The following is a 21491-nucleotide window of genomic DNA, read 5'->3' as shown; positions in this document are numbered from 1 at the left end:
TGCTGAACGGGCGGGGGCGGCGACAGGGCCGCCCCCGCCCGGGGTCGATGTGCCGAAGGTCAGGCCGCCCCGGTGCCGGCGGCCGGTACGGCGTCGTTCCAGGCCGTCCCGCCCGCGATGGCCTGCCGCCAGCCGCGGACGGCCTTGGGCGGCATGCCGACCGCCAGGGCGCCGGTCAGCCGCTCGCCGGTGCGATAGGCGGCCACGAACCTGCGCTCGGCCAAGTCCCCCTCGACGACCGCGACTTCGTCGTGCCCGCGCAGATGGCCGTACGCCTGGATCTTCGTGTCGTACTGGTCGGACCAGAAGTACGGCACCGGCGCGAACGGCCTGCGCGCATCCGGCTCGGCGAGCAGGTTGCGGGCGGCGGCCATGCCCTGCTCGGCGGCGTTCGTACGGTGCTCGATCCGCATCGACGTCCCGAACAGCGGGTTGTCCCAGCGGGCCACGTCACCGGCCGCGTACACACCCGGCCCGGCCGCGCAGTACGCGTCGCAGAGCACACCGTCGCCGACCGGCAGCCCGCTGCCAGCCAGCCACTCGGTGTTGGGCAGCGAGCCGACGGCGACCAGGACCTCGTCGGCCTCGACCGGTTCGCCGTCCGCGAGCCGCACGCCCCCGTCGGTCACCTCGGCGACGGTGACGCCGGTGCGCAGCTCCACGCCGTGGTCGAGGTGGGCCCGCGAGAGCACCTGCCCGACCTCGGTGCCGACGGCGTGCGCCAGCGGCACGGGAGCCGGTTCCAGCAGGGTCACCCGGGCGCCGAGCCCCCGGGCCACCGCGGCAGCCTCGGCGCCGAGGAACCCGGCGCCCACCACGACCAGCCGGCAATCAGGCTTCAGCCGCTCGCGCAGCGCCAGGGCGTCGTCCAGGGTGCGCAGCACGTGTGCGCCACCGTCACCGGGCAGCCGCCGGGGACGCACCCCGGTGGCCACGATCAGCCCGTCGTAGGGCACTGACTCCCCGTCGGCCAGACACACCGTACGGTCCGTCATGTCCAGCCCGGTCGCCGCCGACCCCAGCCGCAGGTCGAGGCCGAGGGCGTCGAGGTCGGTCCGCCGGCGCAGCGGCAGCCGCTCGGCGCTCCACTCCCCGGAGAGGATCTGCTTGGACAGCGGGGGACGGTCGTACGGGGCGCGCGGCTCGTCACCGACGAGGGTGAGCGTGCCGTCGTAGCCCGCCCGGCGCAGCGTCTCGGCCGCCGCGAGCCCGGCGGCAGAGGCTCCGACGACCACGACGCGCCTCACGACTCCACCAGCCGGATCGCTGCGGCCGGGCAGATCGCCACGGCCTCCTCCACCTCACCGCGCAGCTCCTCGCCGGGCCGCTCCGCCAGCAGGATCGCGACACCGTCGTCCTCCCGCTGGTCGAAGACGTCAGGAGCGGCCATCACGCACTGCCCCGACGCCACGCACTTCGGCACGTCCAGTTCCACACGCATGCTTGTCATCTCTTGTTCCTTCAGGAGGGGAGAGGGAGGGTTCACCAGGCCACGGGCAGGCTGTGCACGCCGTAGGTGGTCCCGGTGTGGTCGAACTCCAGGTCCTCGACGGCCGCGTCCAGCCGCAGGGTCGGGATGCGGCGGTAGAGGGTGCCGTAGACGACCTGGAGCTCCAGGCGGGCCAGGTTCTGGCCCAGGCACTGGTGCGGGCCGTAGCCGAACGCCTGGTGGATACGGGCCGGGCGGGTGATGTCCAGCCGCTCGGCCTCGGGGAAGACCTCCGGGTCCCAGTTGGCGGCGTGCAGGTCGAAGATGATGCCGTCGCCCTTGCGGATGACGACGTCACCGATCTCGATGTCGTCCTTGGCGACCCTGCGTACGCCGGTCTGGACGATGGACAGATAGCGCAGCACCTCGTCCACCGCGTTCGCGACCAGCTTCGGGTCGTCGGTCTCGCGCAGCAGGGCGAGCTGGCCGGGGTGCTGGAACAGGGCGAGGGTGCCGAGGCTGATCATCGTCGCGGTGGTCTCATGACCGGCGATCAGCATCGCGACGCCCATGTGGACGGCCTCGGTGTGCGTCATCTCGCCGGCCTGGACGCGGCCGGCCATCTCCGACAGCACGTCGTCGTCCGGGTCGGCCGTCTTCAGCTTGATGAGGTTGTCCAGGTAGGCGGCCAGAGCGCCGCTGGCCTTCGTGGCTTCCTCCGGTGCCGCCGAACTGTCCAGAACCAGGCTGCTGCTGCGCTGGAAGAAGTCGTGGTCCGCGTACGGCACTCCGAGCAGCTCGGCGATGACCAGCGACGGCACCGGCAGCGCGAGCGCCCCCAGCAGGTCGGTCGGGTTGGGGCCCGCGAGCATCCGGTCGACGAGTTCGTCGACGATCTTCTGCACCGGCTCCCGCATCTTCTCGATGCGCTTGACCACGAACGGTCCGTTGACGGTCCGCCGCAACCGCGTGTGCTCCGGAGCGTCCGTGTTCGTGATGAGCCGCGGAGTGACCGGCGCGATCTCCGCCCGGTGCGCGTTGACGTACGGGAAACCGGGATCGAGGTCGTCGTCGCTGACACGGGAGTCGGGCAGCAGGGCCCGCTGGTAGGCGTGGCGGGTGACCAGCCAGGGCGTGGTGCCGTTCCAGATCCGCACCTTGGTGATCGGCTTCCGGTCCCGCAGTTCCTGGGCGACCGGGGCCGGAGCCAGTGGGCACTCCGCCGCCCGCGGCAGCGGGTACTCGGGCAGCGGGCCGGTGGCGCCGGTGACGGGGCAGGACGGGGCATCGGACATGACGTCTCCTCAGTGAAGTGAATTGAAGTGAAGTGGGGTTAGGAAGGGGCAGAGTTCGGACACCGGTGCGGACGCGGAGCCTCAGGCGTGGGCCGCACCGCGGTGGTTGGCGAGGATCCCGCCGGCCGCGCCGAGGGAGACCAGCCCCATGGCGGCAGCGGCTGCGATGGCCTTCACACCGTCCAGGGCGAGATACATCGCCACAGCAGCACCCCCGTTGAACAGGAACAGGAACCACAGCGTGCCCGGCCTGGACAGGAAGCCCTTGATCTTCGGCTTCTTCGCGAGGCGCGTACCGGTGACGAGCGCGACGGCGGACCCGGCGATGGTCGCCACGTCCTTCCCGGTGCCGTCGAGGGCTGCACCGGCGCCCAGGGCGGCGCCGAGACCGACGGTGAAGAAGCTCCAGAGCAGCAGGTTGGCGACGAACGATTTGACGGTGGCGAGGAGCGCGGACATGGAGGTACCTCTCGGGGTGGAATGCGGGGGAGGGAAGGGTGGGTTCGGAGTTGCCGACCTGCTCACCACGATCCCGTCCGCCGTGTGCCGCGACGAGGGAGCGCGCTCCCGGACCGGGGGTGCAGCGGGCTGCACCACGGCCGTCCAGGGGCCGGCGTCTCAGCGGACCCGCACTAGGAGCGCGCTCCGGAGATCTCCGCCGGTTCGGCGGGGGCTTCGGCCGGCCCGGCCGGTTCGCCGGCTGCCTGCCGTCGTGGCAGGAACGAGGCGAAGAAGAGGGCCAGCAGGGCGGCGCCGGCACCGATGGCCATGACCGTCTTGAAGCCGTTCTCCGAGGGCAGGGCGTGCCCCCGAAGTCGGTGGTCAGCTGCGCCAGGATGACGCCCGCGAGGGCACTGGCGAACGACGTTCCCATGGAGCGCATCAGGGTGTTGAGGCTGTTGGCCGCCGCCGTCTCGGAGGCCGGCACCGCGCCCATGATCAGGGCGGGCATGGCCCCGTAGGCGAAGCCGACACCGCCGCCGATGACACAGGCGACCAGCATGATGTGCCAGACCTCGGACATCAGCACGAGGCTCAGTCCGTACCCGGCGGCCACGACGACCGCGCCGATCATCAGAGTGACCTTGGGGCCCTTGGCCTTGGTGAGGGCGGCGGACACCACGGACATGGCCATCATCACCAGTCCCTGCGGGGCCAGGATCAGGCCGACGGCCAGCATGGACCTGCCCAGCCCGTAGCCGGTCTGCTCGGGCAGCTGGAGGACCTGCGGCAGGACGAGCGACATGGCGAACATCGAGAAGCCGAGCGCGACCGAGGCGAGGTTGGTGAACAGCACCTGGCGGCGGGCGGTGGTGCGCAGGTCCACCAGCGGCTGCGCGGTGCGCAGTTCGTACCGTCCCCACAGCAGGAAGACCACGACCGCGGCACCGAACAGCCCCAGCGTCGTGCCGCTGGTCCAGCCCCAGTCGCCGCCCTTGGATACGGCGAGCAGCAGGGACACCAGTGCGGCGGACAGGCCGAGGGAGCCGAGCAGGTCGAAACTGCCGCCGGTGCGGACCTTCGACTCGGGCACGATCAGCACCAGGAGCGCCAGGGCGACGACCGCGAGGGCGGCGGAGATCCAGAACAGCATGTGCCAGTCGTAGCGGTCGGCGATGAAGGCGGCCGCGGGCAGGCCGAGGGCGCCGCCGACCCCCAGGGAGGCGCTCATCAGGGCGGTGGAGCCGGCGAGCCGCTCGGCGGGCAGGACGTCCCGCATGATGCTGATGCCGAGCGGGACGACGGCCGCGGCCAGGCCCTGGAGCGTTCGGCCGACGATCATCGGGACGAGCGAGTCGCTCAGGGCGCAGACGACCGAGCCGGACACCAGCAGCACGACACTGACGAGCAGCATGCGGCGCTTGCCGAACATGTCCCCGAGGCGGCCGACGACCGGAGTGGCGACGGCGGCGGCCAGCAGGGTGGCGGTGATCGCCCAGGCCGCGTTCGCGGGGGAGGCGTCCAGGTACCTCGGCAGCTCGGGAACGATCGGGATCACCAGGGTCTGCATCAGCGAGACCACGATCCCGGCGAAGGCCAGTACCGCGACCACGGCGTTCGGTCTGGGTGGGGCGGGTGATCCGGCCTTCGCGTGGCCGGCGACGGGGTGGGACATGGAAGCCTCCGTGAGCGACGGGACAGCGCGGTTGCTTGACTTAGGCAAGCAGATTCTTCTTGCCTAAGTCAAGCAACTTTTTTAATCTGTTCCCATGCCCACACCCCATCCCGTGGCGGAGCCCGCCTCGACGGCCCTGGCCGAGATCGAGCAGGCCCTTACACGCATCACGTACCTGGCCGGCCGGTCCCGGCAGCACGAGCGTCTGATGGCCGAGTCGGGACTCTCGCTGGACCGGGCCGCCGTGGCGATCCTGCGGTACGTCGCCGAGAGCGAGCCGCTGCGGCCCGGGGTGCTGGCGGCCCGGCTGTCGGTGGAGGCGTCCCACGTCACCCGGCAGCTTCGGCAACTGGAGCGGGCCGGCTACGTGACCCGCGTCCCGGACCCGGACGACCGCCGCGCCCAGCGCGTCCGGCTGACCGAGGCCGGTCTGGCCGCGGCCGATCGCATGCGGCGGGTGCGCCGCCAGGGCATGGAGCTGGCCCTGGCGGCATGGTCACCCGAGGAACTGCGGCAGCTCGCGGTGCTCTTCCACCGGCTCGTGGACGACTTCGTGACGCACACCGAGAGTGACCTGCCGGGCCGTCCCGCGTAGCCGGCGCGTTTCTACAGCAGGTCGCGCGGCACCTTCTCGTTCCAGGTGCGGGAGAAGACGCGGCGGTCGGCCTCGTACGCGTGAAGGGTCGCGTCCACGAAGAAGTCCGTCTCGTCGCACCGGAGCTGGGTGTGCGTCACTACCGGTACGTCCCAGTCGTCCCGCTGGAACCGCATGGTCCACGTGGACTCGCCGGAGGCCGAGGTGAAGTCGTCGGCGATCGCCGTGTAGCGCTCGTGGGCGCGGAGGCCGGCCTCGACGCCGATGTCGTCGAAGCGGACCGTGCCCCGGTCGTTCATGACCCAGTAGCCGACGATCGCGTCGATGCTCCCGTCGAAGGCGTCCAGCACGCCCTGGGCCTTGTCCGGCAACGTGGGCAGGTGTACCTCCCCGACCTGGAGTTCTTCGACGGTCAGCAACTGGTGAAAACGCAACCGCTGAGCTCCCGGAACCTGCCGGAGGGTCGGCAGATTGGCCTCGTCGAGCCCGATCACGAACACGTTCTTCACCGTCTCATCAGACACGGCTCTGCCTCCGTCGGCGTCCGGCTCGAAGCCGGGCTTGCAAGATCGTCGGAGTACCCGTCGTGACTGCCCGCATGCCGATCCCGGTACATTGCCCCTTCCGGGCAATGCGGAACAGGCCTGCCGCCGTGCTGGGAACGCGGTGCCGGAAAGAACGGCGCGGCCCTCAGGTGAGCATCGCCGTGGACGGCAGCGGTGAAGGGGAAGCTCTTGCGGCCCGAGCAGGAAATCCGCACCCCAGGTCGTGTCCGAACCGGGCAGTACCACGATGATCGACTACGCGGCGTCCAAGGCCGCGCTGATCACCCTGACCAAGTCCGTCGCCGTGCAGCTGGCCAAGCGGGGGGTGCGTGCCAACGTGGTCGCGCCGGGCCCGACCTGGACGCCGCTCAACGGGGCGGACCCGGACATGCCGCCGGACGGGCTCGCCCACATCGGCAGCGAGGCCCCGCTGGAACGCGCGGCCCAGCCGGAGGAGATCGCGCCGACGTGCGTCTACCTCGCCTCCGACGCCGACTCCGGTTGCACCGTCGGTGAGGTCATCGCCGTGACGGGCGGCATCGTCGACACCCGGTAGCCCCGGCTCATGTCCCGCCGGACAGCGGCTGTTCCGTCCAGATCGTCTTGCCCGTGGGGGTCTGGCGGGTGCCCCAGCGGTCGGAGAGCTGGGCGACGAGGAGCAGTCCGCGTCCGCCCTCGTCGAAGACGCGGGCCCGGCGCAGGTGGGGTGCGGTGTTGCTGCCGTCGGACACCTCGCAGATGAGGGTCGAGTCGCGGATCAGGCGCAGCTCGATGGGGGCGCCGCCGTAGCGCAGGGCGTTGGTGACCAGTTCGCTGACGATCAGCTCCGTGGTGAACGCCGCCTCCGTCAGTCCCCAGGCGGCCAGTTGCCCGCCCGCCAGCTTGCGCGCCCGGGCCACGGCAGCGGGGTCCGGTGGCAGCTGCCAGGTGTGCACCTGCCCGGCGTCCAGCGCGGCGGTCCGGGCCAGCATCAGCACGATGTCGTCGGCGGAACGGCCCGCCAGCACGGTGCGCAGCACCTGGTCACAGGTCTCCTCGAGCGCTTCGACGGGGTTGCTGAGTGCCTGGCGCAGCAGGCCGAGCCCGACCTCGATGTCGTGGTCGGCGGCCTCGATCAGCCCGTCGGTGTAGAGGGCGAGAAGGCTGTTCTCCTCCAGCCGCACCTCGCTCGCCTCGAACGGCAGGCCGCCCAGGCCCAGCGGCGGTCCGGCCGGCAGATCGAGGAACCGTACGCCGCCGTCGGGTGTGACCAGCGCCGGCTGCGGGTGCCCGGCGCGGGCCATGGTGCAGCGGCGGGACACCGGGTCGTACACGGCGTACAGACAGGTCGCTCCGACCTGACCCGACGCCTCCGCCGAGCGCCCGCGCACATCCGGGCCCTCTTCCCGGTCGAGCCTCAGGACGAGATCGTCCAGCTGGGTGAGCAGCTCGTCGGGGGCGAGATCGACATCCGCGAGCGTCCGTACGGCGGTCCGCAGCCTGCCCATCGTGGCCGAGGCGTGGATGCCGTGGCCCACCACGTCGCCCACGACCAGGGCGACCCGGGCGCCGGACAGCGGGATCACGTCGAACCAGTCGCCGCCGACCTCCGCCCCGGAACCGGTCGGCAGATAGCGGTAGGCGACCTCCATCGCCGCCAGTTCCGGAGGCCGGTCGGGCAGCAGACTGCGCTGGAGCGCCAGAGCCGTACGGCGTTCCCGGGTGTAGCGGCGGGCGTTGTCCACGCTCACCGCCGCCCTGGCCACGATCTCCTCCGCGAGCAGCAGGTCGTCCTCGCTGAACGGGTCCGGGGTCCGGTGCCGCAGGAAGTGCACCAGCCCCAGGGTCACCCCCCGGGCGCGCAGCGGCACCATCATCACCGAGTGGATCATGTGCGTGGTCACGGACTCGGCGCGGGCGGGCGAGGACCTGATCCACTCCCGCATCCCCGGCTCCCCGGGCCGGTGCCGCGTGCCCCGGCCGGCGACGAGCGTCCGCACCGGCAGCGTGCCCACCGGGTAGAGGGTCGTGTCCCCGGAGGGGATCACCGACTCGGGGCAGCCCTCCAGCACCGACCGCTGTGCGGTGCGCCGTACGGTGACCGGCGCGTCCGGCGGCAGCGGTTCCGGCTCGTCCCCCAGGGCGACGGATTCCAGCAGGTCTACGGTGACGAAGTCCGCGAACCCGCTCACCGCCACCTCGGCCAGCTCGTCCGCCGTCCGGGCCACGTCCAGCGTGCTCCCGATGCGGAGACTGGCGTCGTTGAGCACCGCCAGCCGGCGGCGCGCCCAGGACTGCTCCGTGGTGTCGAACACGGTCGCCGACAGCCCCTGGACCGTGCCGGTCTCGTCCTTCAACGGCGACATGAACATGGACCAGGCGTGCGGCCGGGTCTCGCCCGGGGCCAGGCCGTGCTCCTCGTGGAAAATCATCTCGCCGGTGCGCAGCACCTCCCGCTGGAGGCGGTCGTACTCGTCGAAGGGCCAGGTGGGGTGGATCTCCCACAGGGTCAGGCCCCTCATCTCGTCCTCGGTCCGGCCCATCACCTGCGTCATGACCTCGTTGGCGGCCACGAGCCGGGCCTCACGGTCGTAGACCGCCACCGGTACCGGGAGCTGGGAGAGCGTGAGGTCCCACAAGGCCAGGGCTCCGGGCTCGGCCCGCCGCGCCGTGTGCGCCGGTGCGATGCCGGTCACCAGCCAGAGCCGCTCGCGGCCGGTGTCCGTCAGCGGTGTTCCCTGCAGCCGCACCACGACTCGGTGGCCCTCCCGGTGCCGAAGCGCCACCTCGCCGGCCCAGCGCTGCCGGTCGGCCACATGCCGCCGGGTGGATTCCGGGAGGTCGGCGGTGAGCAGCTCGGTGACGGACCTGCCCACGATCTCGGCGGCGTCGTATCCGAGCAGGCGGCGAGCGCCGTCACTCCAGGCCATGATCGCCCCGCGGGCGTCGACGACGACCGCGAGATCCTCCGGTACGCGTCCCTCCACGGTGCCTCCGCAGGTGACCCCGACCTGTTTTATGCCCTTTCTATTCGCATCTGACCATATTCGGAGGCGGGTACCCCGACAGGGCGCCCGCTATCGCGACTCCCGGTGGGGTGGATCAGGCGGCCCGGCTGCGGCGGGTCAGAATCGAACGCTGTGTCCACTACATGATCGCCCAGCTCCCCGAGGGCGACATCGCCCCGCACCTGTGGGCCACGTCGGCGGGACGGCCCCGCCCGGGCTGAGACCCAGGGACCCCGGGCCTCTCGTCGCGCTGTCAGATGGCCGCTCGAACCGCCCGCTCGAACCCCTCGACGTGACCGCGGGCGAGCTGTGCCGCCTTCTGCTCTCCTTCGGTGGCGGGCACCGGGTGCGGGGGTGGATTTCGTCAGCCGGCCAGGCGTTCCACGATCAGGAAACCCCCGATGGCGATCATCATCGCACCGGAGACGCGCGTGACCGCCAGGGCCGCGGAGGGCCTGGTCCTGAGGACGGTGCGGGCGAGGACGCCGACGGCGAGATAGACGACGGCGCAGGCGGTCATGTGCAACGTGCCGAGCAGGCCGGTCTGCCCGGCGACCGGCCAGCCGCCCGCCGGGTCGATGAACTGCGGGAACAGCGAGAAGTACAGCAGCAGGGCCTTGGGGTTGAGGCCGGAGATCCCGGCGCCCCTGAGCATGGTTCGCAGCCGGGAGGATCCGGAGGTGGCCACCACCTCCGCCTCGGATGCCTCGAGGACGGCCGGCTGCCGCAGCACGCCCCAGCCGAGCCACACCAGATAGCCGGCCCCCGCCATGGTCAGCGCGGTCAGCAGCGTCCCCGAGCTCGCCACGATCACCACCAGCCCCGCGACCGCGAGCAGTGTGTATCCGGCGTATCCGGCCACCAGCCCGGCGACCGCCGGCACGACCGACCGCTCCCGAAGACCCGCCGAGATCGCGTAGGCCCAGTCCGCGCCAGGGGTGAATATCAGCAGCAGATCCACGGCCAGAAATGCCGCCAGCGTCGTCGTTTCCATGGATCGGCCCCTCTCGCGTGCAGTGTTGCGAGAGGAAGGCTAGGCCGGATCTGCCCGAAAGTGTTCCCTTCTTTTCTCCTTGATCGCGGGATCTGGGGCAGAATCTTCTCCATGGATGCCCTGGATCGGAAAATTCTTACCGAGCTGCAGTTGGACGGCCGTCTCACGGTCACCGAGCTGGCCGCGCGCGTGAAGCTGAGCGTCTCCCCCTGCCACCGCCGCCTGCGCGATCTCGAACGCGAGGGCGCGATCCGGGGCTACCGCGCGGTCGTCGACCCGTCCGCCGTGGGCCTCGATTTCGAGGCCCTCGTCTTCGTCACCATGCGCCGGGAGGACGCCGACACCGTCACCGCCTTCGAGGAGGCGGTGGCCGCCGTCCCGCACGTGCTCCAGGCCCAGCGCCTGTTCGGCGACCCCGACTACCTCCTGCGCGTCGCCACCACCGACCTCGCCGCCTTCCAGCAGCTCTACGACCAGCAGCTCGCCCGCCTCCCCGGCATCCAGCGGCTGACGTCCACCCTCGTCATGAAGCACGTGGTCGACGACCGGCCCTTGCCGGAGTGAGCGGAGCCCCGGTCACCCGGCTCCCAGGCCACCCGCGAACGGCATGGTCCGCCACTGCTCGACCGCCGGCTTCAGCGCCTCCACGAGCAGGGGCAGTTGCGGGGCGAGGGCGAGGCATGCCACCGCGCGGGACATGCCCACGGCGTTGACGAAGCGCAGCACGCCCTCGTCGAGCTGCCGCAGACCCCGGCGTTCGGCGGCCGTGTTGTACGCGGCCTCGCACTCGGGGCCGAGTGCCGCCAGGTCCCACTCGACCGGGCCGAGCGTGGTCAGCTCGAAGTCGGAGTACAGCTCGCCGTCCGCGGTGGAGACGATGTTGGCGGCGGGGGAGTCCCCGTGGACCGGCTGGAAGTCGATGCCGGGGAACGCCGCCTCGAATGCCGCGCGGGAGCTGACGACAGGCTCAAGGATCTCCCACTCGCGCCGCGCGCGGTCGAGGTCGGCCGGCTCCAGGAGGTCGGGCCGGCCTTCGAGCACGGCAAGCCCCTCGGAGACGAACCGCGGTTCGGCCGCGGACAGGAACGGCAGCTCACCGGGGTACTCGCGCAGCGCGGCGTGCAGATCGGCGACCAGCGCGGAGTTGTGCGCGTAATCCGGCTCGGCGCTCTGGTCCAGCTCGACGAACTGCCAGAACGTCATGGAGAAACCGTCCCGCTGTACGGGCTCCCGCGGCACGAGCGGGCTCGGCGGAATCACCGGGTGCCCCTGTTCCGCGAGCCACGCCACGACATCGAGCTCCATCCGCTGCCGCGCCGACTGGAAGCCGGGGTCGGAGTACGACGGCAGGACGGTCGGCACCCGCACCACCACCGGCGACGGAGCGAGATGCACCACGACGGAGAACACGTCGTAGATCACCGTCGCGTCGGTCACCGTGAGCCCCAGATCACGACCCGCGGCGACGGCGGCAGCGAACGCACGAAACTTTCGGGCCTCGATCTGATCAGGCATCAAGAATCCATCCATGCGGCCGATCGTGTCACGCCAGGGACGCGCCGTGCGATGAATTAACGATCAGTCAGGAGGGAGCAGGTCCCGCGTCCGCACCGGGAGTCCCGTCTCGAAGGAGCGGTTCGCGGCCAGACCGGTGACCAGGGAACGGGCCCCGTCGGCCGCGTCCGCCGCGCGGTGCAGGGGGTCCGGGGCCCGCGTGCCGAACAGATCCTCCAGCATGCGCACGTCGCCGCCGCCGTGCCCGCCCTCGCCGCTCGCCACCTTGATCTCGCGCGGCTCCTCCCAGAAGGGGCGCAGCAACAGCTCGGTACGTCCGGCGGTGTCCTCGGCCTCGGCACCGTGCAGAACGGGGTCGGAGCCGTTCACACCCACCCGGGGGCGGGTCCACGTCGACTCCTCCACCAGCAGCTCCAGGCGCCCCCGGCTGCCGTTGAAGGCGACCCGGTAGCCCTCCCACGGGGAGTACGCGGTCAGGTGGTACGTCAGGGTCGCGCCGGTGGCGTACCGGACCAGCACCGCCATGTCGTCCTCGATCGTCACCCCGGGCCCGAACACGTTCTGGTCGCGGTGGTAGCCGTCCTCCGCCTCCGCGTCCAGGTACAGCGCGCTGAGCACGGACGAGTCGGAGAGGTGCACGGCGAACGGGTCGGCTTCGGCGGCCGGGGACCCATGAGCGCGGACGTACTCCTGGGCGAGGTTCCGGCGCCGGCCGGCCTCGTCGCCGTAGAAGAACAGGCCGCCCTGTGCGAAGACCGTCTCGGGACGGGTGCCCAGCCACCAGTTGACCAGGTCGAAGTGGTGCGTGGACTTGTGCACCATCAGGCCGCCGGAGTTGGCCTTGTCGCGGTGCCAGCGGCGGAAGTAGTCGGCGCCGTGCCGCAGGTCGAGCAGCCACTCGAAGTGCACCGAGCCGACCTCGCCGATCTCCCCGGAGGAGATCAGTTCCCGTACGGCCGAATGCGCCGGGTTGTAGCGGTAGTTGAAGGCGACCCGGACCTCGCGCCCGGTGCGCCGCCGCGCTTCCAGGATGCGGCGGGCCTTCTCGGCCTCCGTGGTCATGGGCTTCTCGGTGACCACGTCGCAGCCCGCTTCCAGGGCCCGCACGATGTAGTGGTCGTGGGTGTGGTCCACCGTGCAGACCACGACCAGGTCGATGCGCTCGCGGCGCAGCATCTCCTCGAAGTCGTCGGCCGGGTACGCCGGTACGGGAGGCAGCCCCGGGCGGGCGTCCGCGATCCAGGCGTTGTGGACCGCCATGCGGTGGGAGTTGACATCGCAGAAGCCGGCCAGTTCGAACCGGTCCGCGTAGGGACCGGCCAGCGCCTGGGCGAACAGCCGGGCGCGGGCACCCAGGCCGACCACGGCTGCTCGGCGGCGTGCGGTGTCGGACGACATGCAGGTCTCCTTCGGTTGAGGGGGAGGGGAACGTACGGGGTGGCTCAGGGCGTCACGGGCCGCCAGGCGTCCGCCGCAGTCGCGGCGAGGGCCAGCGGGCCGAGAACGACGAACAGCACCACCGGCGTCAGGGCCAGCAGCACGACCGCGGCGCCGACGGCCCCGGCGAGCAGTACGGGCGCGAGCGGGTACCGCGGCACAGACCGGAACACGACGGTGAGCGTCGCACGCCAGGGCGTTCCCTCACGCCAGGCGGCGGCGCAGCGCAGACCGAGCGCCGCGAGGACCGCTGCGGCGGCGGCGAAGGCGGCACCGGGGCCGGGGCCCCGGGCGTCCAGGGCCAGCGCGTCCAGCCACAGCAGCGCCAGTGCGGCGGTGGGCACGGCCCACACGGCGGGACCCGATCTCAGCACAGCACGCAACCGCCTCAGGAAGTTCCTGGCCGTCACCCCCGCGCCGTCACCGGCCTGTTCGCGCAGCACCGCGCATCCCGCGACCAGCGCCGGGAACGCGGTGACCACCGGCAGCGAGGCGAGCAACAGCAGGACGCCGAGCAGCAGACAGTCGGCGAAGCGGGCGAACCACGTACGGGTCATGGCGGGTTGTCCTCTCAGCCCTTCAGGCCGGTCGTCTGCACGCCCTCCACCAGCATCCGCTGGAAGGCGAGGAAGAACAACAGCACGGGAACCAGGGTGAGGACGGACATCGCGAACATGGGGCCGAACATGGCGCTGCCGTCCATGTCGACGAACATCCTCAGCCCGAGCTGGAGCGTGTAGGTCTCCGGCTCGACCAGGTAGATCACCTGGGAGAAGAAGTCGTTCCAGCTCCAGCTGGAGGGCGTCACGGTGGGGGAGTGGATCCGGACGCAGCGCCTCGAACGGTGCCGCAAGGATCTGCTGCTGTCCCCGGCCCCGGCCCACGGGGTCGCGACCGTCGCCCGGCGCTGGGGCTTCGTGAGCCCCAGCCATTTCAGCCGTGCCTTCCGGGCGGCCTATGGTGTCACGCCCCGTGAGTGGCGGGAGAACGGTCTGTCCGGCCGATTCGATGCCTGAGTCCGGGAACGTCCCGGCGATTCGCCGCGTTGCATCGATGTTCACGCCGCCGACCCAGGGAGCATCGTGCCCGAGACCACGCCCGGAACCACCGCCGTTCTGCCCGTACTCCCGGCCCTGACCGCGCAGGCAGAGCGACTGATCGAGACGGGGGTGCACGAGATCGCGGGCCTGCCGGCCGCCGAGATCCGTACGTACGCGGCCGACGCCGAGGCCTCGGTGGGCAGCGAGGGCGCCCTGCTCGCCGTTCACCCGGACCGGGCGCCCGCCTCCGCCCTCGCACCGCTGCTCCGCCGCGAGGGCAAGCCCGGCTTCGTCGTCGTCGACATGTCCGACGTCGACGAGTTCACCCCCACCGGCGTCGAGCTGCCCGACTCACCGCTCTACGTCCTCACCGGCCTCGACCGCGGTGACCACATGAGTAACTGGAGTCCGGACGAGGCACTGCCCGCCCTCACGAAGGAGGACCGCACCCCGCTGCTGCTCACCGAGGGCATCCACTGGGTGCTCCAGCAACAGGACGTCCTGGACCGCAACCTGTGCTTCATGACCATCGGCTCCCGGCTGCGCAAGCCGAACGGCACGTTCGACGCCCGCACCCCGGCGATCTGGATCAGCAACGGCACCGGCCGCGACGGCCGTGAGCGCCGCGAGGCCCCGAAGGTCGGCTGGTGCTGGTGGAACAACCGCCACACCTGGCTGGGCTTCGCCTCCACCACGGGCCGCAAGCACTACTAGCCTCCGGGCACCGGCCCGCCCTTCACTGCACGAGCGGGCCGGCCGGTGCCGGCCGGCCCGCGGCCAGGGCGGCCAGTCCCGCGTGCGCCTCGTCCCGTACGTCCGCGGGGACGCGGTCGCCGAGGGCGAGCACGGCACGGTACTCGGCGGCGGCCTCGGCCTTCTCAGCCCGTGGCGCGACGGATGTCGAGGGAGGGCGTCAGCGCACCCAGCCGGTGTAGCGGTTGCCGCCGCCGCGGGTCGACTCGGTGGAGCGGGCCCGGGTGCCGTCGCTCTCCACGGCCGCGTTCACCGCGCGCACCAGCCAGGCATTGACCGACAGGCCCTCGCGTGCGGCGGCCTCCTCGGCGCGCCCCTTGAGGTGGGCGGGCAGGCGCAGATTGATCCGCGCGGTCGTGCTGTCGTCGTCGGCGGGCGCAGGGGCCGGTGCCGGTGCCCTCGGCGGCTGCGGGCGCGGGTCCGGCTCCTCGAAAGAGCCGCCGGCCGGCGGCGGTGTCACGACGAAGGCGGGGTCGAGCCCGCGCAGCCGTACGTCGACCGAGCCGGGGGCGAGTTCGCGCGTGACCTCGTCCATGGCGGCGGACAGCACGTTCAGCAGTGTCAGGCGGGCCGCCGACTCCAGCGGAGCGGTCAGCCGCTCGGCCAGCTCGCGGGCGTCCTCCCCACCGGCTTCGGCAGCCACCGCGAGTTCCCGGCGGAGTGTGTCGACATAGGGCGTGAGGTCCATGGCGGCATGATGGCATCAAGGTGGCGCCATGAGAAAACCCCAGGTCGAAGGACCTGGGGGTTCACTGTTGCCGCATGTGTCACACGAAGGCGCTCTGGCCTGTGATCGACTTGCCGACGATCAGGGTGTTCATCTCGCGGGTGCCCTCGAAGGAGTAGATGGCCTCGGCGTCGGCGAAGAACCGGGCGATGTCGTGCTCCAGCAGGATTCCGTTGCCGCCGAAGATCTCCCTGCCCCAGGCGACGACCTCCCGCATCCGGGAGGTGACGAACGCCTTGGCCAGCGCGGAGTGTTCGTCACGGAAGATGCCCGCGTCCTGCAGCCGGGCGAGCTGAACCAGCATGCCCCAGGACGCCGTGATGTTGCCCAGGCTCTTGACCAGCAGGTCCTGCACCAGCTGGAAGCCGCCGATCGGGCGGCCGAACTGGCGGCGCTCCCGGGCGTAGTCCAGGGCGAGTTCGTAGGCGCCGACCATCACGCCCAACGCCTGCCAGGCCACTCCGCTGCGGGTGGCGCGCAGAATCTCGGCGACGTCCCGGAAGGAGTTGATGTTCCGCAGGCGGTTCGCCTCCGGCACCCGGACCTCGGTCAGCGTGATCTCGGCGTTCTCCACGATCCGGAAGGCGATCTTGCCCTCGATCTTCACCGGCTCGAAGCCGGGCGTGCCCTTCTCGACGACGAAGCCCTTGACGTGGTTGTCGTCGACATCGCGGGCCCAGACCACGACGTAGTCGGCGAAGGTCGCGTTGCCGATCCACTTCTTGGCGCCGTTCAGGACCCAGCTCTCGCCCTCGCGCCGGGCGGTCGTACGCATGCCGCCCGCCACGTCGGAGCCGCCGAGCGGTTCCGTCATGGCGAACGCGCCGATCTTGTCCATCGCGGCCATCTCAGGGAGCCAGCGGTCCCGCTGCTCCTGGTCGCCGCCCGAGTGAATGGAGTACATCGCCAGGCCGTTGTGGACGCCGAAGAAGGTGGACACGGAGGCGTCGGTGCGGGTCATCTCCAGGGCGAGCATGCCGCTCAGGAGGTTGCTCACGGCCGGGCGGTGTTCGCCGTAGCCCTCGTAGGGCAGCCCGGCGAGGCCGCTGTCGCGGAACAGCGAGATGAGCTCCGTGGGGAAGCGGTCCCTGGCCCAGTTCTCGTTCACCAGCGGCTTGACCTCGTCCCGCATGAGGGCGCGGGCCTTGAGGAGGATCTTGCGCTCCTCGTCCGGCAGCAGGGCCTCGTAGCCGTAGAAGTCGGCGGTCAGCTGGTCGTCGAGCGGTTCCATGAAGGTGGTCATCTCAGTTCTCCTCCTTGTCGGCGCCGTCCAGGGCGGACAGCACGGCGAGTTGCCTGCGGTCGCGCGTCTCGGTGAGTTCCGGGTACGTGGAGGAGCCGTAGGCCTTTTCCACGGCTTCGATGAGCCGTTCCTGTTCTTCCTCGTTCTGCGACGGCGTGCCGAGGCCCGCCCACATCTGCTTCATCGAGGCCCCGATGTGCTCGGCCATGTGCCGGTAGCCGCCGGGGCCGCCGCCCAGGTGCGAGCCGAGGAACGGCCCGACCGTGGCCCAGCGCAGGCCCAGCGAGTTCGTCATCACCTTGTCGAGGTCCTCGGGGGTCACCACGCCCTGCTCGACGAGGTACACCGCCTCGCGGCTGAGCGCGTTCTGCAGCCGGTTCCCGACGAAGCCGGGGATCTCCTTGCGCTCGACGACCGGAGTGCGGCCGACCGAGGCGTAGAAGTCCACCGCGTCCTGCACGGCGTCCTCCCCGGTGCGCTCCCCGGGCACGACCTCGACGAGCGGGACCAGGTGCGGCGGGTTGAAGGGGTGGCCGATCAGGACCCGGGCGGCGGCCTCGTCCGGCAGTTCGCGTGTGAACGCGCTGGACGGGATCGCCGACGAGGAGCTGAGCAGCAGCGCGTGGTCGGGTGCCTCACGGACCAGCGTGGCGAAGAGGTCCCGCTTGAACTCGACCCGTTCGGGGCCGTTCTCCTGGACGACGTCCGCGTCCCGGACCGCCTCGGCGACATCGGCCGCGATGTGCACCCGGTCGGCGAGGTCCGTCACGTCCAGGCCACGGGCGGCCAGATGCGGGGCGTTGCGGTCCAGGGCCTCGGCGACGGCCTCGGCGAGGTCCGGCCGCGGGTCGGTCACCTTGACGGTCAGGCCGTGCGCGGCGAACAGCGTCGCCCAGGACAGTCCGATGGTCCCGGCGCCGATCACGGCGGCCGTACGGAAGGCGCGGGTCATGACAGGGCTCCCTTCAGGTAGTCGTGGACCGGCTCGACGCCCGCGAGCGTCAGGTCGGTGAGGATGTGGCTGGCGGAGACGACCTCCAGCACCGGCAGGTCGGCCAGCGGGGCCAGCACGTGCTGGAAGAGCTGCAGCCGGGCAGGGCCGGTCCAGGCCTCCTTGACGGTGAGGTCGGTGATGCGGGTGCGGACGAGTTCCTGCACACGCGGCAGACCGTCGTAGCCGGGAACGGTCTTGAGCATGAAGGTCGGCACGGTGATCTGCGCCGCCGCCTCGTCCCGGTCCAGCTCGTGGTGCTTGTAGCCCATGGTCGCGGTGGCCACCCGCTGCGTGCCGTGGTCGAGGGTGCCGACGAGCGCGCCGGTGTCGACGCGGAGCGCCGGGGAGCCCATGACCTTCGGGTAGGCGGAGACCTCGCGGCCGGACGCGGTCGCCGGGAAGTTGTCGAGGTACATGGCGTGCAGGTATTCGCCCCGCTCGCCCTCGAAGCTGACGGGGATCGCCTGCCCGGCCTCCGTGTAGGGGCCGTAGCCGCTGACGTCGCCCATCTTCATGACCTCGAACCGGACCAGCGGATCGTCGATCCGCAGCGGCTCGGGGACGACCGCCCGCAGTGCCTCGGAGTCGGTGCGGTAGACAACGTTGAGGTACTCGCGGTCGGTGAACCGAGGCACCATCGGCGCGTACGCCGGGCTGCTCAGGGGGGTGGTGACGTGCTGTCGTACGTCCTCGGCACGCATGTCGCCTCACCGCCCCGTCCACCGCGCGGGGCGGCGCTCGGCGAAGGCGGTCATGCCCTCGCGGACGTCGGCGGAGGCCATCAGGGTCTTCATCTGCTCGCGCTGGAAGGCGAAGGCCTCGGCGTCGGGCGCCCCGTCGGCGGCGCGGACGACGCGCTTGACGGTGGCGAGCGCGAGCGGGGCGTTCTCGGCGAGCCGTTCGGCCAGCCGGAGCGCCTCGGCGACGGACCGGCCGCTGCCGGTGACCCGGTTGGCCAGGCCCAGTTCGCCGGCGCGGCGACCGTCGACGGGCTCGCCGGTCAGCAGCAGTTCCATGGCGAGGTGGTGCGGGATCCGCTTGGGCAGCCGGATCACGCCGCCGCCCGCCGCGATCAGCCCGCGCTTGACCTCGGGCAGGCCGAACCGGGCGTCCTCGGCCGCGACGATCAGGTCGCAGGCCAGGGCCAGTTCGAAGCCGCCGCCCATGGCGAAGCCCTCCACGGCGGCGATCAGCGGCTTGGCCGGCTCTGACTCGGTCAGTCCGCCGAACCCGCGGCCCTCGACCTCGGGAGACTCGCCGCGCAGCGCCGCCTTGAGGTCCATGCCGGCGCTGAAGGTCCCGCCCTCACCGGTCAGGACACCGGCCCGCAGGGCGGGGTCGGCCTCCAACTCGTCAAGCGCTGAGGTCAGTTGGGCGGCCACCGCCGCGTTCACGGCGTTGCGGGCCTCGGGCCGGTCGAGGGTGATCAGCAGGGCGGAGCCGATGCGTTCGGTCCGTACGACAGGGGTTTCGGGGGTGCTCATGGTTGTCCTTCTGTCCTTCTGTGACGGCCGTCGGGGAGCACGGGCCGCTCCCCGACGGCGAGATGGGGGGGGAGGGCGGCGGCGCTCAGCGGGCGGCGTCGAGTTCCGCGAGGACGTCCTCGGTGTCCTGGCCCGCGACCGGCGCCAGCCGGCGGATCGAGCCGGGGGTCGCGGAGAAGCGCACCGGGATGCCGATGGTGCGGACGGTGCCCTCGGTCGGGTGCTCCACGGTGTCGAGCAGGTGGCCGTCACGGACGTAGGGGTCCTCGTGGGCGTTCTCCAGCTCCAGCACCGGGGCCATCGGGATGCTGTGCTTGGCGCAGACCTCCGCCCACTCCTCGGTGGTCAGCGCCGGGGCGCACACGCCGATCAGCTCGGCGAGTTCCTCGTGGTCGGCGCTGTCGATGGCGTCCCCGCCGACGCGCGGGTCCTCGGCGAGGTCCGGGCGCCCGGCGGCCGAGAAGAAGTCACGGTAGTTACGCGGGTTGTACGGGATGACACAGGCCAGGCCGTCCTTGGTGCGCACCGCCTTGTGGCCCTTGAGCATCGACAGCGGGAAGCCGGTGGGGCTGGTCTCGGGCACGTGGGTGTGTCCCGCCAGGTGCTCGACGAGGTTGAAGGCGATCAGCGTGTCCGTCATCGGGATCTCGACCTGCTGGCCCCGGCCGGTCCTGTCGCGGTGCAGCAGGGCCGCGAGCACGCTGTAGGCGATGGTCAGGGAGGAGACCTTGTCGCCGATGATGGTCGGCAGGTAGACGGGCTCGCCCAGGGCGCGGTCGGCGATGTCGACCAGACCGGACGCGGCCTGCACGGTCTCGTCGTAGGCGGCGTGACCGGCGCGGTCCGAGTCGCCGCGGAAGCCCTGCGCGTGCGCGTACACGAGCCGCGGGTTGCGGGCGGCGACTTCGGCGTACGACAGACCCAGGCGGTGCAGCGCGCCGGGCCGCATGTTCGTGATCAGCACGTCCGCGGTGTCGACCAGTTCGAGCGCGCGCTCCCGGTCGGTCTCGTCCTTGAGGTTGAGGGTCACGCTCCGCTTGTTGCGGTTGACGTTGAGGTTCAGCGGGGTCATGCCCGGCGTGGTGCGGTAGTGGCCCACGCGCACGGTGTCGGCGGGCGACTCGATCTTGATCACGTCGGCGCCCAGGTCACCGAGGATCTGGGCGGCGTACGGGCCCATCACCACGGTCGAGAGGTCGATCACGCGCACGCCGTCCAGGGGGCCGGCGGTGGTGTCCGTGATTTCCGTCATCGTTACCTTCACTCCTAGCTTCGCCGCATGTGTGTATCTGGAAACTAAGTTAGCAAGGGTGGGTCTCGAACGGAATGACCAAAGAACGAAAGGCGGTATGACCGCAGTGGTCATACCGCCTTTTCGGGAGGTGTTCCTGGAATTCAGGCGTGCAGAGGTTCGGCGAATACTTCGCGGGCGGTGGCGACGACTTCTTCCAGGTCACCGCCATCAGCTCGGTCCTTGCGCCAGAACAGGCCGGTCTCCAGTGTCGGATGGAAATCAGAGAAGGGGAGGACCGTCACATTATCCAGACGGTAATTCTGTACCGGGCTTCTGGAATCCAGCATGGAAATGGAGAATGCCAGCCCGCTGGCCACTATCTCGGAAACTCCGTCGAAGGTGACGCTGCTGAGTTCGATTCGCTTCTTGATGCCGAGATCGGACAGTTGCTGGTCGAGTCCGCGGAGATACGCGTTGGTCACGGCCGTGGGTGAGCCGGCGTAGGCGAGTTCGGCCAGCTCCGCGAGCGCGACCGACTCCCGCCCCGGGAAACAATCCCTGGGCACGACCGCGCCGAGCCGCTCCGACATCACCGGCAGCTGTTCCAGGGCGGGGTCGCCGCCGACCGGGAGCCGGGCCAGTGTCAGCGCGAGCCGTCCGTCGCACACCGCGTCGACCAGCCGGTCGGTGCCGCCCGGCCAGCGTTTGATCTCGAACCGGTCGCCGACCCGTTCGGCGAGGGTGTCCATCCGTTCGCGCAGGTCCGGATGGATGCCGCTGGGGACACCGAGCAGCAAGGTGGTCCGTCGTGGCCGGGCCGTCTCGTCCAGTCGCCACCGGATGGAATCGACCTGCTCCAGAACACCGCGCGCGATCGGCAGCAGCGCGGTACCGGCGGCGGTGAGCCTCACCTTGTGCGTGTCGCGGTCGAACAGCCGGTGCCCGAGTTCGCTCTCGAGATCCTTGATCCGCCGGCTCAGCGGGGAAGCCGCCATGTGCAGTTTGCGGGCCGCGGTGGAGAAGTTCAGTTCTTGGGCGACGGCGACGAAGTAGCGCAGGTGTAGGAGCTCCACACGGCCCACCCTAGCGACCGCACATCCGGA

General features: G+C 71.1%; 22 protein-coding genes and 4 pseudogenes. 6 read left to right on the top strand and 20 right to left on the bottom strand.

Annotation, left to right across the window (positions count from 1 at the left end; all coding sequences use genetic code 11):
- Positions 1-59 precede the first annotated feature (59 nt).
- The 5 genes and pseudogenes from ACQEV8_RS06080 to ACQEV8_RS06060 all read right to left on the bottom strand — a co-directional run bounded on the left by ACQEV8_RS06080 (position 60) and on the right by ACQEV8_RS06060 (position 4840).
- Entirely contained in the window at positions 60-1247 is a 1188-nt protein-coding gene (locus tag ACQEV8_RS06080) for an NAD(P)/FAD-dependent oxidoreductase (RefSeq protein ID WP_432958010.1), read from the bottom strand.
- Positions 1244-1441, bottom strand: coding sequence for a ferredoxin (locus ACQEV8_RS06075; RefSeq protein WP_432972464.1), 198 nt, complete (start codon positions 1439-1441; stop codon positions 1244-1246). The genes ACQEV8_RS06080 and ACQEV8_RS06075 overlap by 4 nt, the downstream gene beginning before the upstream one ends.
- Before the next feature lie 41 nt (positions 1442-1482).
- Positions 1483-2724 (bottom strand): cytochrome P450, encoded by a 1242-nt coding sequence (locus ACQEV8_RS06070; RefSeq protein WP_432958009.1) that lies wholly within the window; start codon positions 2722-2724, stop codon positions 1483-1485.
- Between the two features lie 81 nt (positions 2725-2805).
- The gene (locus ACQEV8_RS06065; protein WP_432958007.1) at positions 2806-3183 is read right to left on the bottom strand and encodes a hypothetical protein; all 378 of its coding nucleotides are present in this window, start codon (positions 3181-3183) and stop codon (positions 2806-2808) included.
- Positions 3184-3356: 173 nt separating this feature from the next.
- A pseudogene (locus tag ACQEV8_RS06060) lies at positions 3357-4840 on the bottom strand (MFS transporter).
- Between the two features lie 94 nt (positions 4841-4934).
- Between ACQEV8_RS06060 and ACQEV8_RS06055 the strand changes: the two are divergent.
- Positions 4935-5435 carry a MarR family winged helix-turn-helix transcriptional regulator gene (locus ACQEV8_RS06055; protein WP_432958005.1) on the top strand — a complete coding sequence of 167 codons (501 nt, stop codon included), beginning with the start codon at positions 4935-4937 and terminating at the stop codon, positions 5433-5435.
- 11 nt (positions 5436-5446) lie between these two features.
- Here ACQEV8_RS06055 and ACQEV8_RS06050 read toward each other — a convergent pair.
- Positions 5447-5734: pseudogene (locus ACQEV8_RS06050) on the bottom strand (CocE/NonD family hydrolase); the annotation flags it as partial.
- A gap of 3 nt (positions 5735-5737) precedes the next feature.
- Positions 5738-5959, bottom strand: a pseudogene (locus ACQEV8_RS06045) (ATP-grasp domain-containing protein); the annotation flags it as partial.
- A 244-nt stretch (positions 5960-6203) separates the two neighbouring features.
- On the opposite strand from ACQEV8_RS06045, the gene ACQEV8_RS06040 reads away from it, so the two are divergent.
- Positions 6204-6536: an SDR family oxidoreductase gene (locus ACQEV8_RS06040; protein ID WP_432958003.1), complete on the top strand. Its 333-nt coding sequence runs from the start codon at positions 6204-6206 to the stop codon at positions 6534-6536.
- Positions 6537-6543: 7 nt separating this feature from the next.
- Here ACQEV8_RS06040 and ACQEV8_RS06035 read toward each other — a convergent pair whose 3' ends face one another.
- On the bottom strand, positions 6544-8946 hold the full coding sequence (locus ACQEV8_RS06035) for a SpoIIE family protein phosphatase (RefSeq protein WP_432958001.1): 2403 nt from the start codon (positions 8944-8946) through the stop codon (positions 6544-6546).
- A 110-nt stretch (positions 8947-9056) separates the two neighbouring features.
- On the opposite strand from ACQEV8_RS06035, the gene ACQEV8_RS06030 reads away from it, so the two are divergent.
- The gene (locus ACQEV8_RS06030) at positions 9057-9188 is read left to right on the top strand and encodes a hypothetical protein (RefSeq protein WP_432958000.1); all 132 of its coding nucleotides are present in this window, start codon (positions 9057-9059) and stop codon (positions 9186-9188) included.
- A 143-nt stretch (positions 9189-9331) separates the two neighbouring features.
- On the opposite strand, the gene ACQEV8_RS06025 is transcribed toward ACQEV8_RS06030, so the two are convergent.
- Positions 9332-9961: a LysE family translocator gene (locus ACQEV8_RS06025; protein WP_432957998.1), complete on the bottom strand. Its 630-nt coding sequence runs from the start codon at positions 9959-9961 to the stop codon at positions 9332-9334.
- Between the two features lie 111 nt (positions 9962-10072).
- Here ACQEV8_RS06025 and ACQEV8_RS06020 point away from each other — a divergent pair, with 111 nt between their 5' ends.
- Positions 10073-10525, top strand: a complete 453-nt coding sequence (locus tag ACQEV8_RS06020; protein WP_432957996.1) for an Lrp/AsnC family transcriptional regulator — start codon at positions 10073-10075, stop codon at positions 10523-10525.
- Between the two features lie 12 nt (positions 10526-10537).
- Here the strand turns inward: ACQEV8_RS06020 and ACQEV8_RS06015 are convergent, their stop codons facing one another.
- The 4 genes and pseudogenes from ACQEV8_RS06015 to ACQEV8_RS06000 all read right to left on the bottom strand — a co-directional run.
- Positions 10538-11491: a phosphotransferase gene (locus tag ACQEV8_RS06015; protein WP_432957994.1), complete on the bottom strand. Its 954-nt coding sequence runs from the start codon at positions 11489-11491 to the stop codon at positions 10538-10540.
- 48 nt (positions 11492-11539) lie between these two features.
- Positions 11540-12874, bottom strand: a complete 1335-nt coding sequence (locus tag ACQEV8_RS06010; protein ID WP_432957992.1) for a Gfo/Idh/MocA family protein — start codon at positions 12872-12874, stop codon at positions 11540-11542.
- A gap of 44 nt (positions 12875-12918) precedes the next feature.
- On the bottom strand, positions 12919-13470 hold the full coding sequence (locus ACQEV8_RS06005; protein ID WP_432957990.1) for a hypothetical protein: 552 nt from the start codon (positions 13468-13470) through the stop codon (positions 12919-12921).
- Positions 13471-13484: 14 nt separating this feature from the next.
- Positions 13485-13706, bottom strand: a pseudogene (locus ACQEV8_RS06000) (carbohydrate ABC transporter permease); the annotation flags it as partial.
- Positions 13707-13722: 16 nt separating this feature from the next.
- On the opposite strand from ACQEV8_RS06000, the gene ACQEV8_RS05995 reads away from it, so the two are divergent.
- Positions 13723-13929 (top strand): helix-turn-helix transcriptional regulator, encoded by a 207-nt coding sequence (locus tag ACQEV8_RS05995; protein ID WP_432957988.1) that lies wholly within the window; start codon positions 13723-13725, stop codon positions 13927-13929.
- A 66-nt stretch (positions 13930-13995) separates the two neighbouring features.
- Complete coding sequence (locus ACQEV8_RS05990; RefSeq protein ID WP_432957986.1) at positions 13996-14667, top strand: DUF5701 family protein; 672 nt, start codon at positions 13996-13998, stop codon at positions 14665-14667.
- Between the two features lie 199 nt (positions 14668-14866).
- Here ACQEV8_RS05990 and ACQEV8_RS05985 read toward each other — a convergent pair whose 3' ends face one another.
- The 7 genes from ACQEV8_RS05985 to ACQEV8_RS05955 all read right to left on the bottom strand — a co-directional run bounded on the left by ACQEV8_RS05985 (position 14867) and on the right by ACQEV8_RS05955 (position 21461).
- A complete protein-coding gene (locus ACQEV8_RS05985; RefSeq protein WP_432957984.1) occupies positions 14867-15394 on the bottom strand; it encodes a toxin-antitoxin system HicB family antitoxin in 528 nt (175 codons plus the stop codon).
- A gap of 79 nt (positions 15395-15473) precedes the next feature.
- A complete protein-coding gene (locus ACQEV8_RS05980; protein ID WP_432957982.1) occupies positions 15474-16676 on the bottom strand; it encodes an acyl-CoA dehydrogenase family protein in 1203 nt (400 codons plus the stop codon).
- 1 nt (position 16677) lies between these two features.
- On the bottom strand, positions 16678-17628 hold the full coding sequence (locus tag ACQEV8_RS05975) for an SDR family NAD(P)-dependent oxidoreductase (RefSeq protein ID WP_432957980.1): 951 nt from the start codon (positions 17626-17628) through the stop codon (positions 16678-16680).
- Entirely contained in the window at positions 17625-18371 is a 747-nt protein-coding gene (locus tag ACQEV8_RS05970) for an acetoacetate decarboxylase (protein ID WP_432957978.1), read from the bottom strand. The genes ACQEV8_RS05975 and ACQEV8_RS05970 overlap by 4 nt, the downstream gene beginning before the upstream one ends.
- Before the next feature lie 6 nt (positions 18372-18377).
- Positions 18378-19154 carry a crotonase/enoyl-CoA hydratase family protein gene (locus ACQEV8_RS05965; protein ID WP_432957976.1) on the bottom strand — a complete coding sequence of 259 codons (777 nt, stop codon included), beginning with the start codon at positions 19152-19154 and terminating at the stop codon, positions 18378-18380.
- 85 nt (positions 19155-19239) lie between these two features.
- A complete protein-coding gene (locus tag ACQEV8_RS05960) occupies positions 19240-20406 on the bottom strand; it encodes a CaiB/BaiF CoA transferase family protein (protein WP_432957974.1) in 1167 nt (388 codons plus the stop codon).
- A gap of 143 nt (positions 20407-20549) precedes the next feature.
- Positions 20550-21461 carry a LysR family transcriptional regulator gene (locus ACQEV8_RS05955; RefSeq protein WP_432972461.1) on the bottom strand — a complete coding sequence of 304 codons (912 nt, stop codon included), beginning with the start codon at positions 21459-21461 and terminating at the stop codon, positions 20550-20552.
- Positions 21462-21491 lie beyond the last annotated feature (30 nt).

It is taken from the genome of Streptomyces sp. CA-179760, assembly GCF_050937045.1.
In the GTDB taxonomy this organism is placed as follows: Bacteria; Actinomycetota; Actinomycetes; order Streptomycetales; family Streptomycetaceae; genus Streptomyces.
This window is presented reverse-complemented; position numbering and strand designations above follow the sequence as displayed.

What these genes read in the sequence shown, in the direction of transcription:
- ACQEV8_RS05975 (WP_432957980.1), bottom strand. Translation starts at nt 17,628, where the DNA reads ATGACCCGCGCCTTCCGTACGGCCGCCGTGATCGGCGCCGGGACCATC.
- ACQEV8_RS06025 (WP_432957998.1), bottom strand. Translation starts at nt 9,961, where the DNA reads ATGGAAACGACGACGCTGGCGGCATTTCTGGCCGTGGATCTGCTGCTG.
- ACQEV8_RS06070 (WP_432958009.1), bottom strand. Translation starts at nt 2,724, where the DNA reads ATGTCCGATGCCCCGTCCTGCCCCGTCACCGGCGCCACCGGCCCGCTG.
- ACQEV8_RS06020 (WP_432957996.1), top strand. Translation starts at nt 10,073, where the DNA reads ATGGATGCCCTGGATCGGAAAATTCTTACCGAGCTGCAGTTGGACGGC.
- ACQEV8_RS05980 (WP_432957982.1), bottom strand. Translation starts at nt 16,676, where the DNA reads ATGACCACCTTCATGGAACCGCTCGACGACCAGCTGACCGCCGACTTC.
- ACQEV8_RS05960 (WP_432957974.1), bottom strand. Translation starts at nt 20,406, where the DNA reads ATGACGGAAATCACGGACACCACCGCCGGCCCCCTGGACGGCGTGCGC.
- ACQEV8_RS05965 (WP_432957976.1), bottom strand. Translation starts at nt 19,154, where the DNA reads ATGAGCACCCCCGAAACCCCTGTCGTACGGACCGAACGCATCGGCTCC.
- ACQEV8_RS06075 (WP_432972464.1), bottom strand. Translation starts at nt 1,441, where the DNA reads ATGCGTGTGGAACTGGACGTGCCGAAGTGCGTGGCGTCGGGGCAGTGC.
- ACQEV8_RS06010 (WP_432957992.1), bottom strand. Translation starts at nt 12,874, where the DNA reads ATGTCGTCCGACACCGCACGCCGCCGAGCAGCCGTGGTCGGCCTGGGT.
- ACQEV8_RS06065 (WP_432958007.1), bottom strand. Translation starts at nt 3,183, where the DNA reads ATGTCCGCGCTCCTCGCCACCGTCAAATCGTTCGTCGCCAACCTGCTG.
- ACQEV8_RS06015 (WP_432957994.1), bottom strand. Translation starts at nt 11,491, where the DNA reads ATGGATGGATTCTTGATGCCTGATCAGATCGAGGCCCGAAAGTTTCGT.
- ACQEV8_RS06055 (WP_432958005.1), top strand. Translation starts at nt 4,935, where the DNA reads ATGCCCACACCCCATCCCGTGGCGGAGCCCGCCTCGACGGCCCTGGCC.
- ACQEV8_RS06005 (WP_432957990.1), bottom strand. Translation starts at nt 13,470, where the DNA reads ATGACCCGTACGTGGTTCGCCCGCTTCGCCGACTGTCTGCTGCTCGGC.
- ACQEV8_RS05985 (WP_432957984.1), bottom strand. Translation starts at nt 15,394, where the DNA reads ATGGACCTCACGCCCTATGTCGACACACTCCGCCGGGAACTCGCGGTG.
- ACQEV8_RS05970 (WP_432957978.1), bottom strand. Translation starts at nt 18,371, where the DNA reads ATGCGTGCCGAGGACGTACGACAGCACGTCACCACCCCCCTGAGCAGC.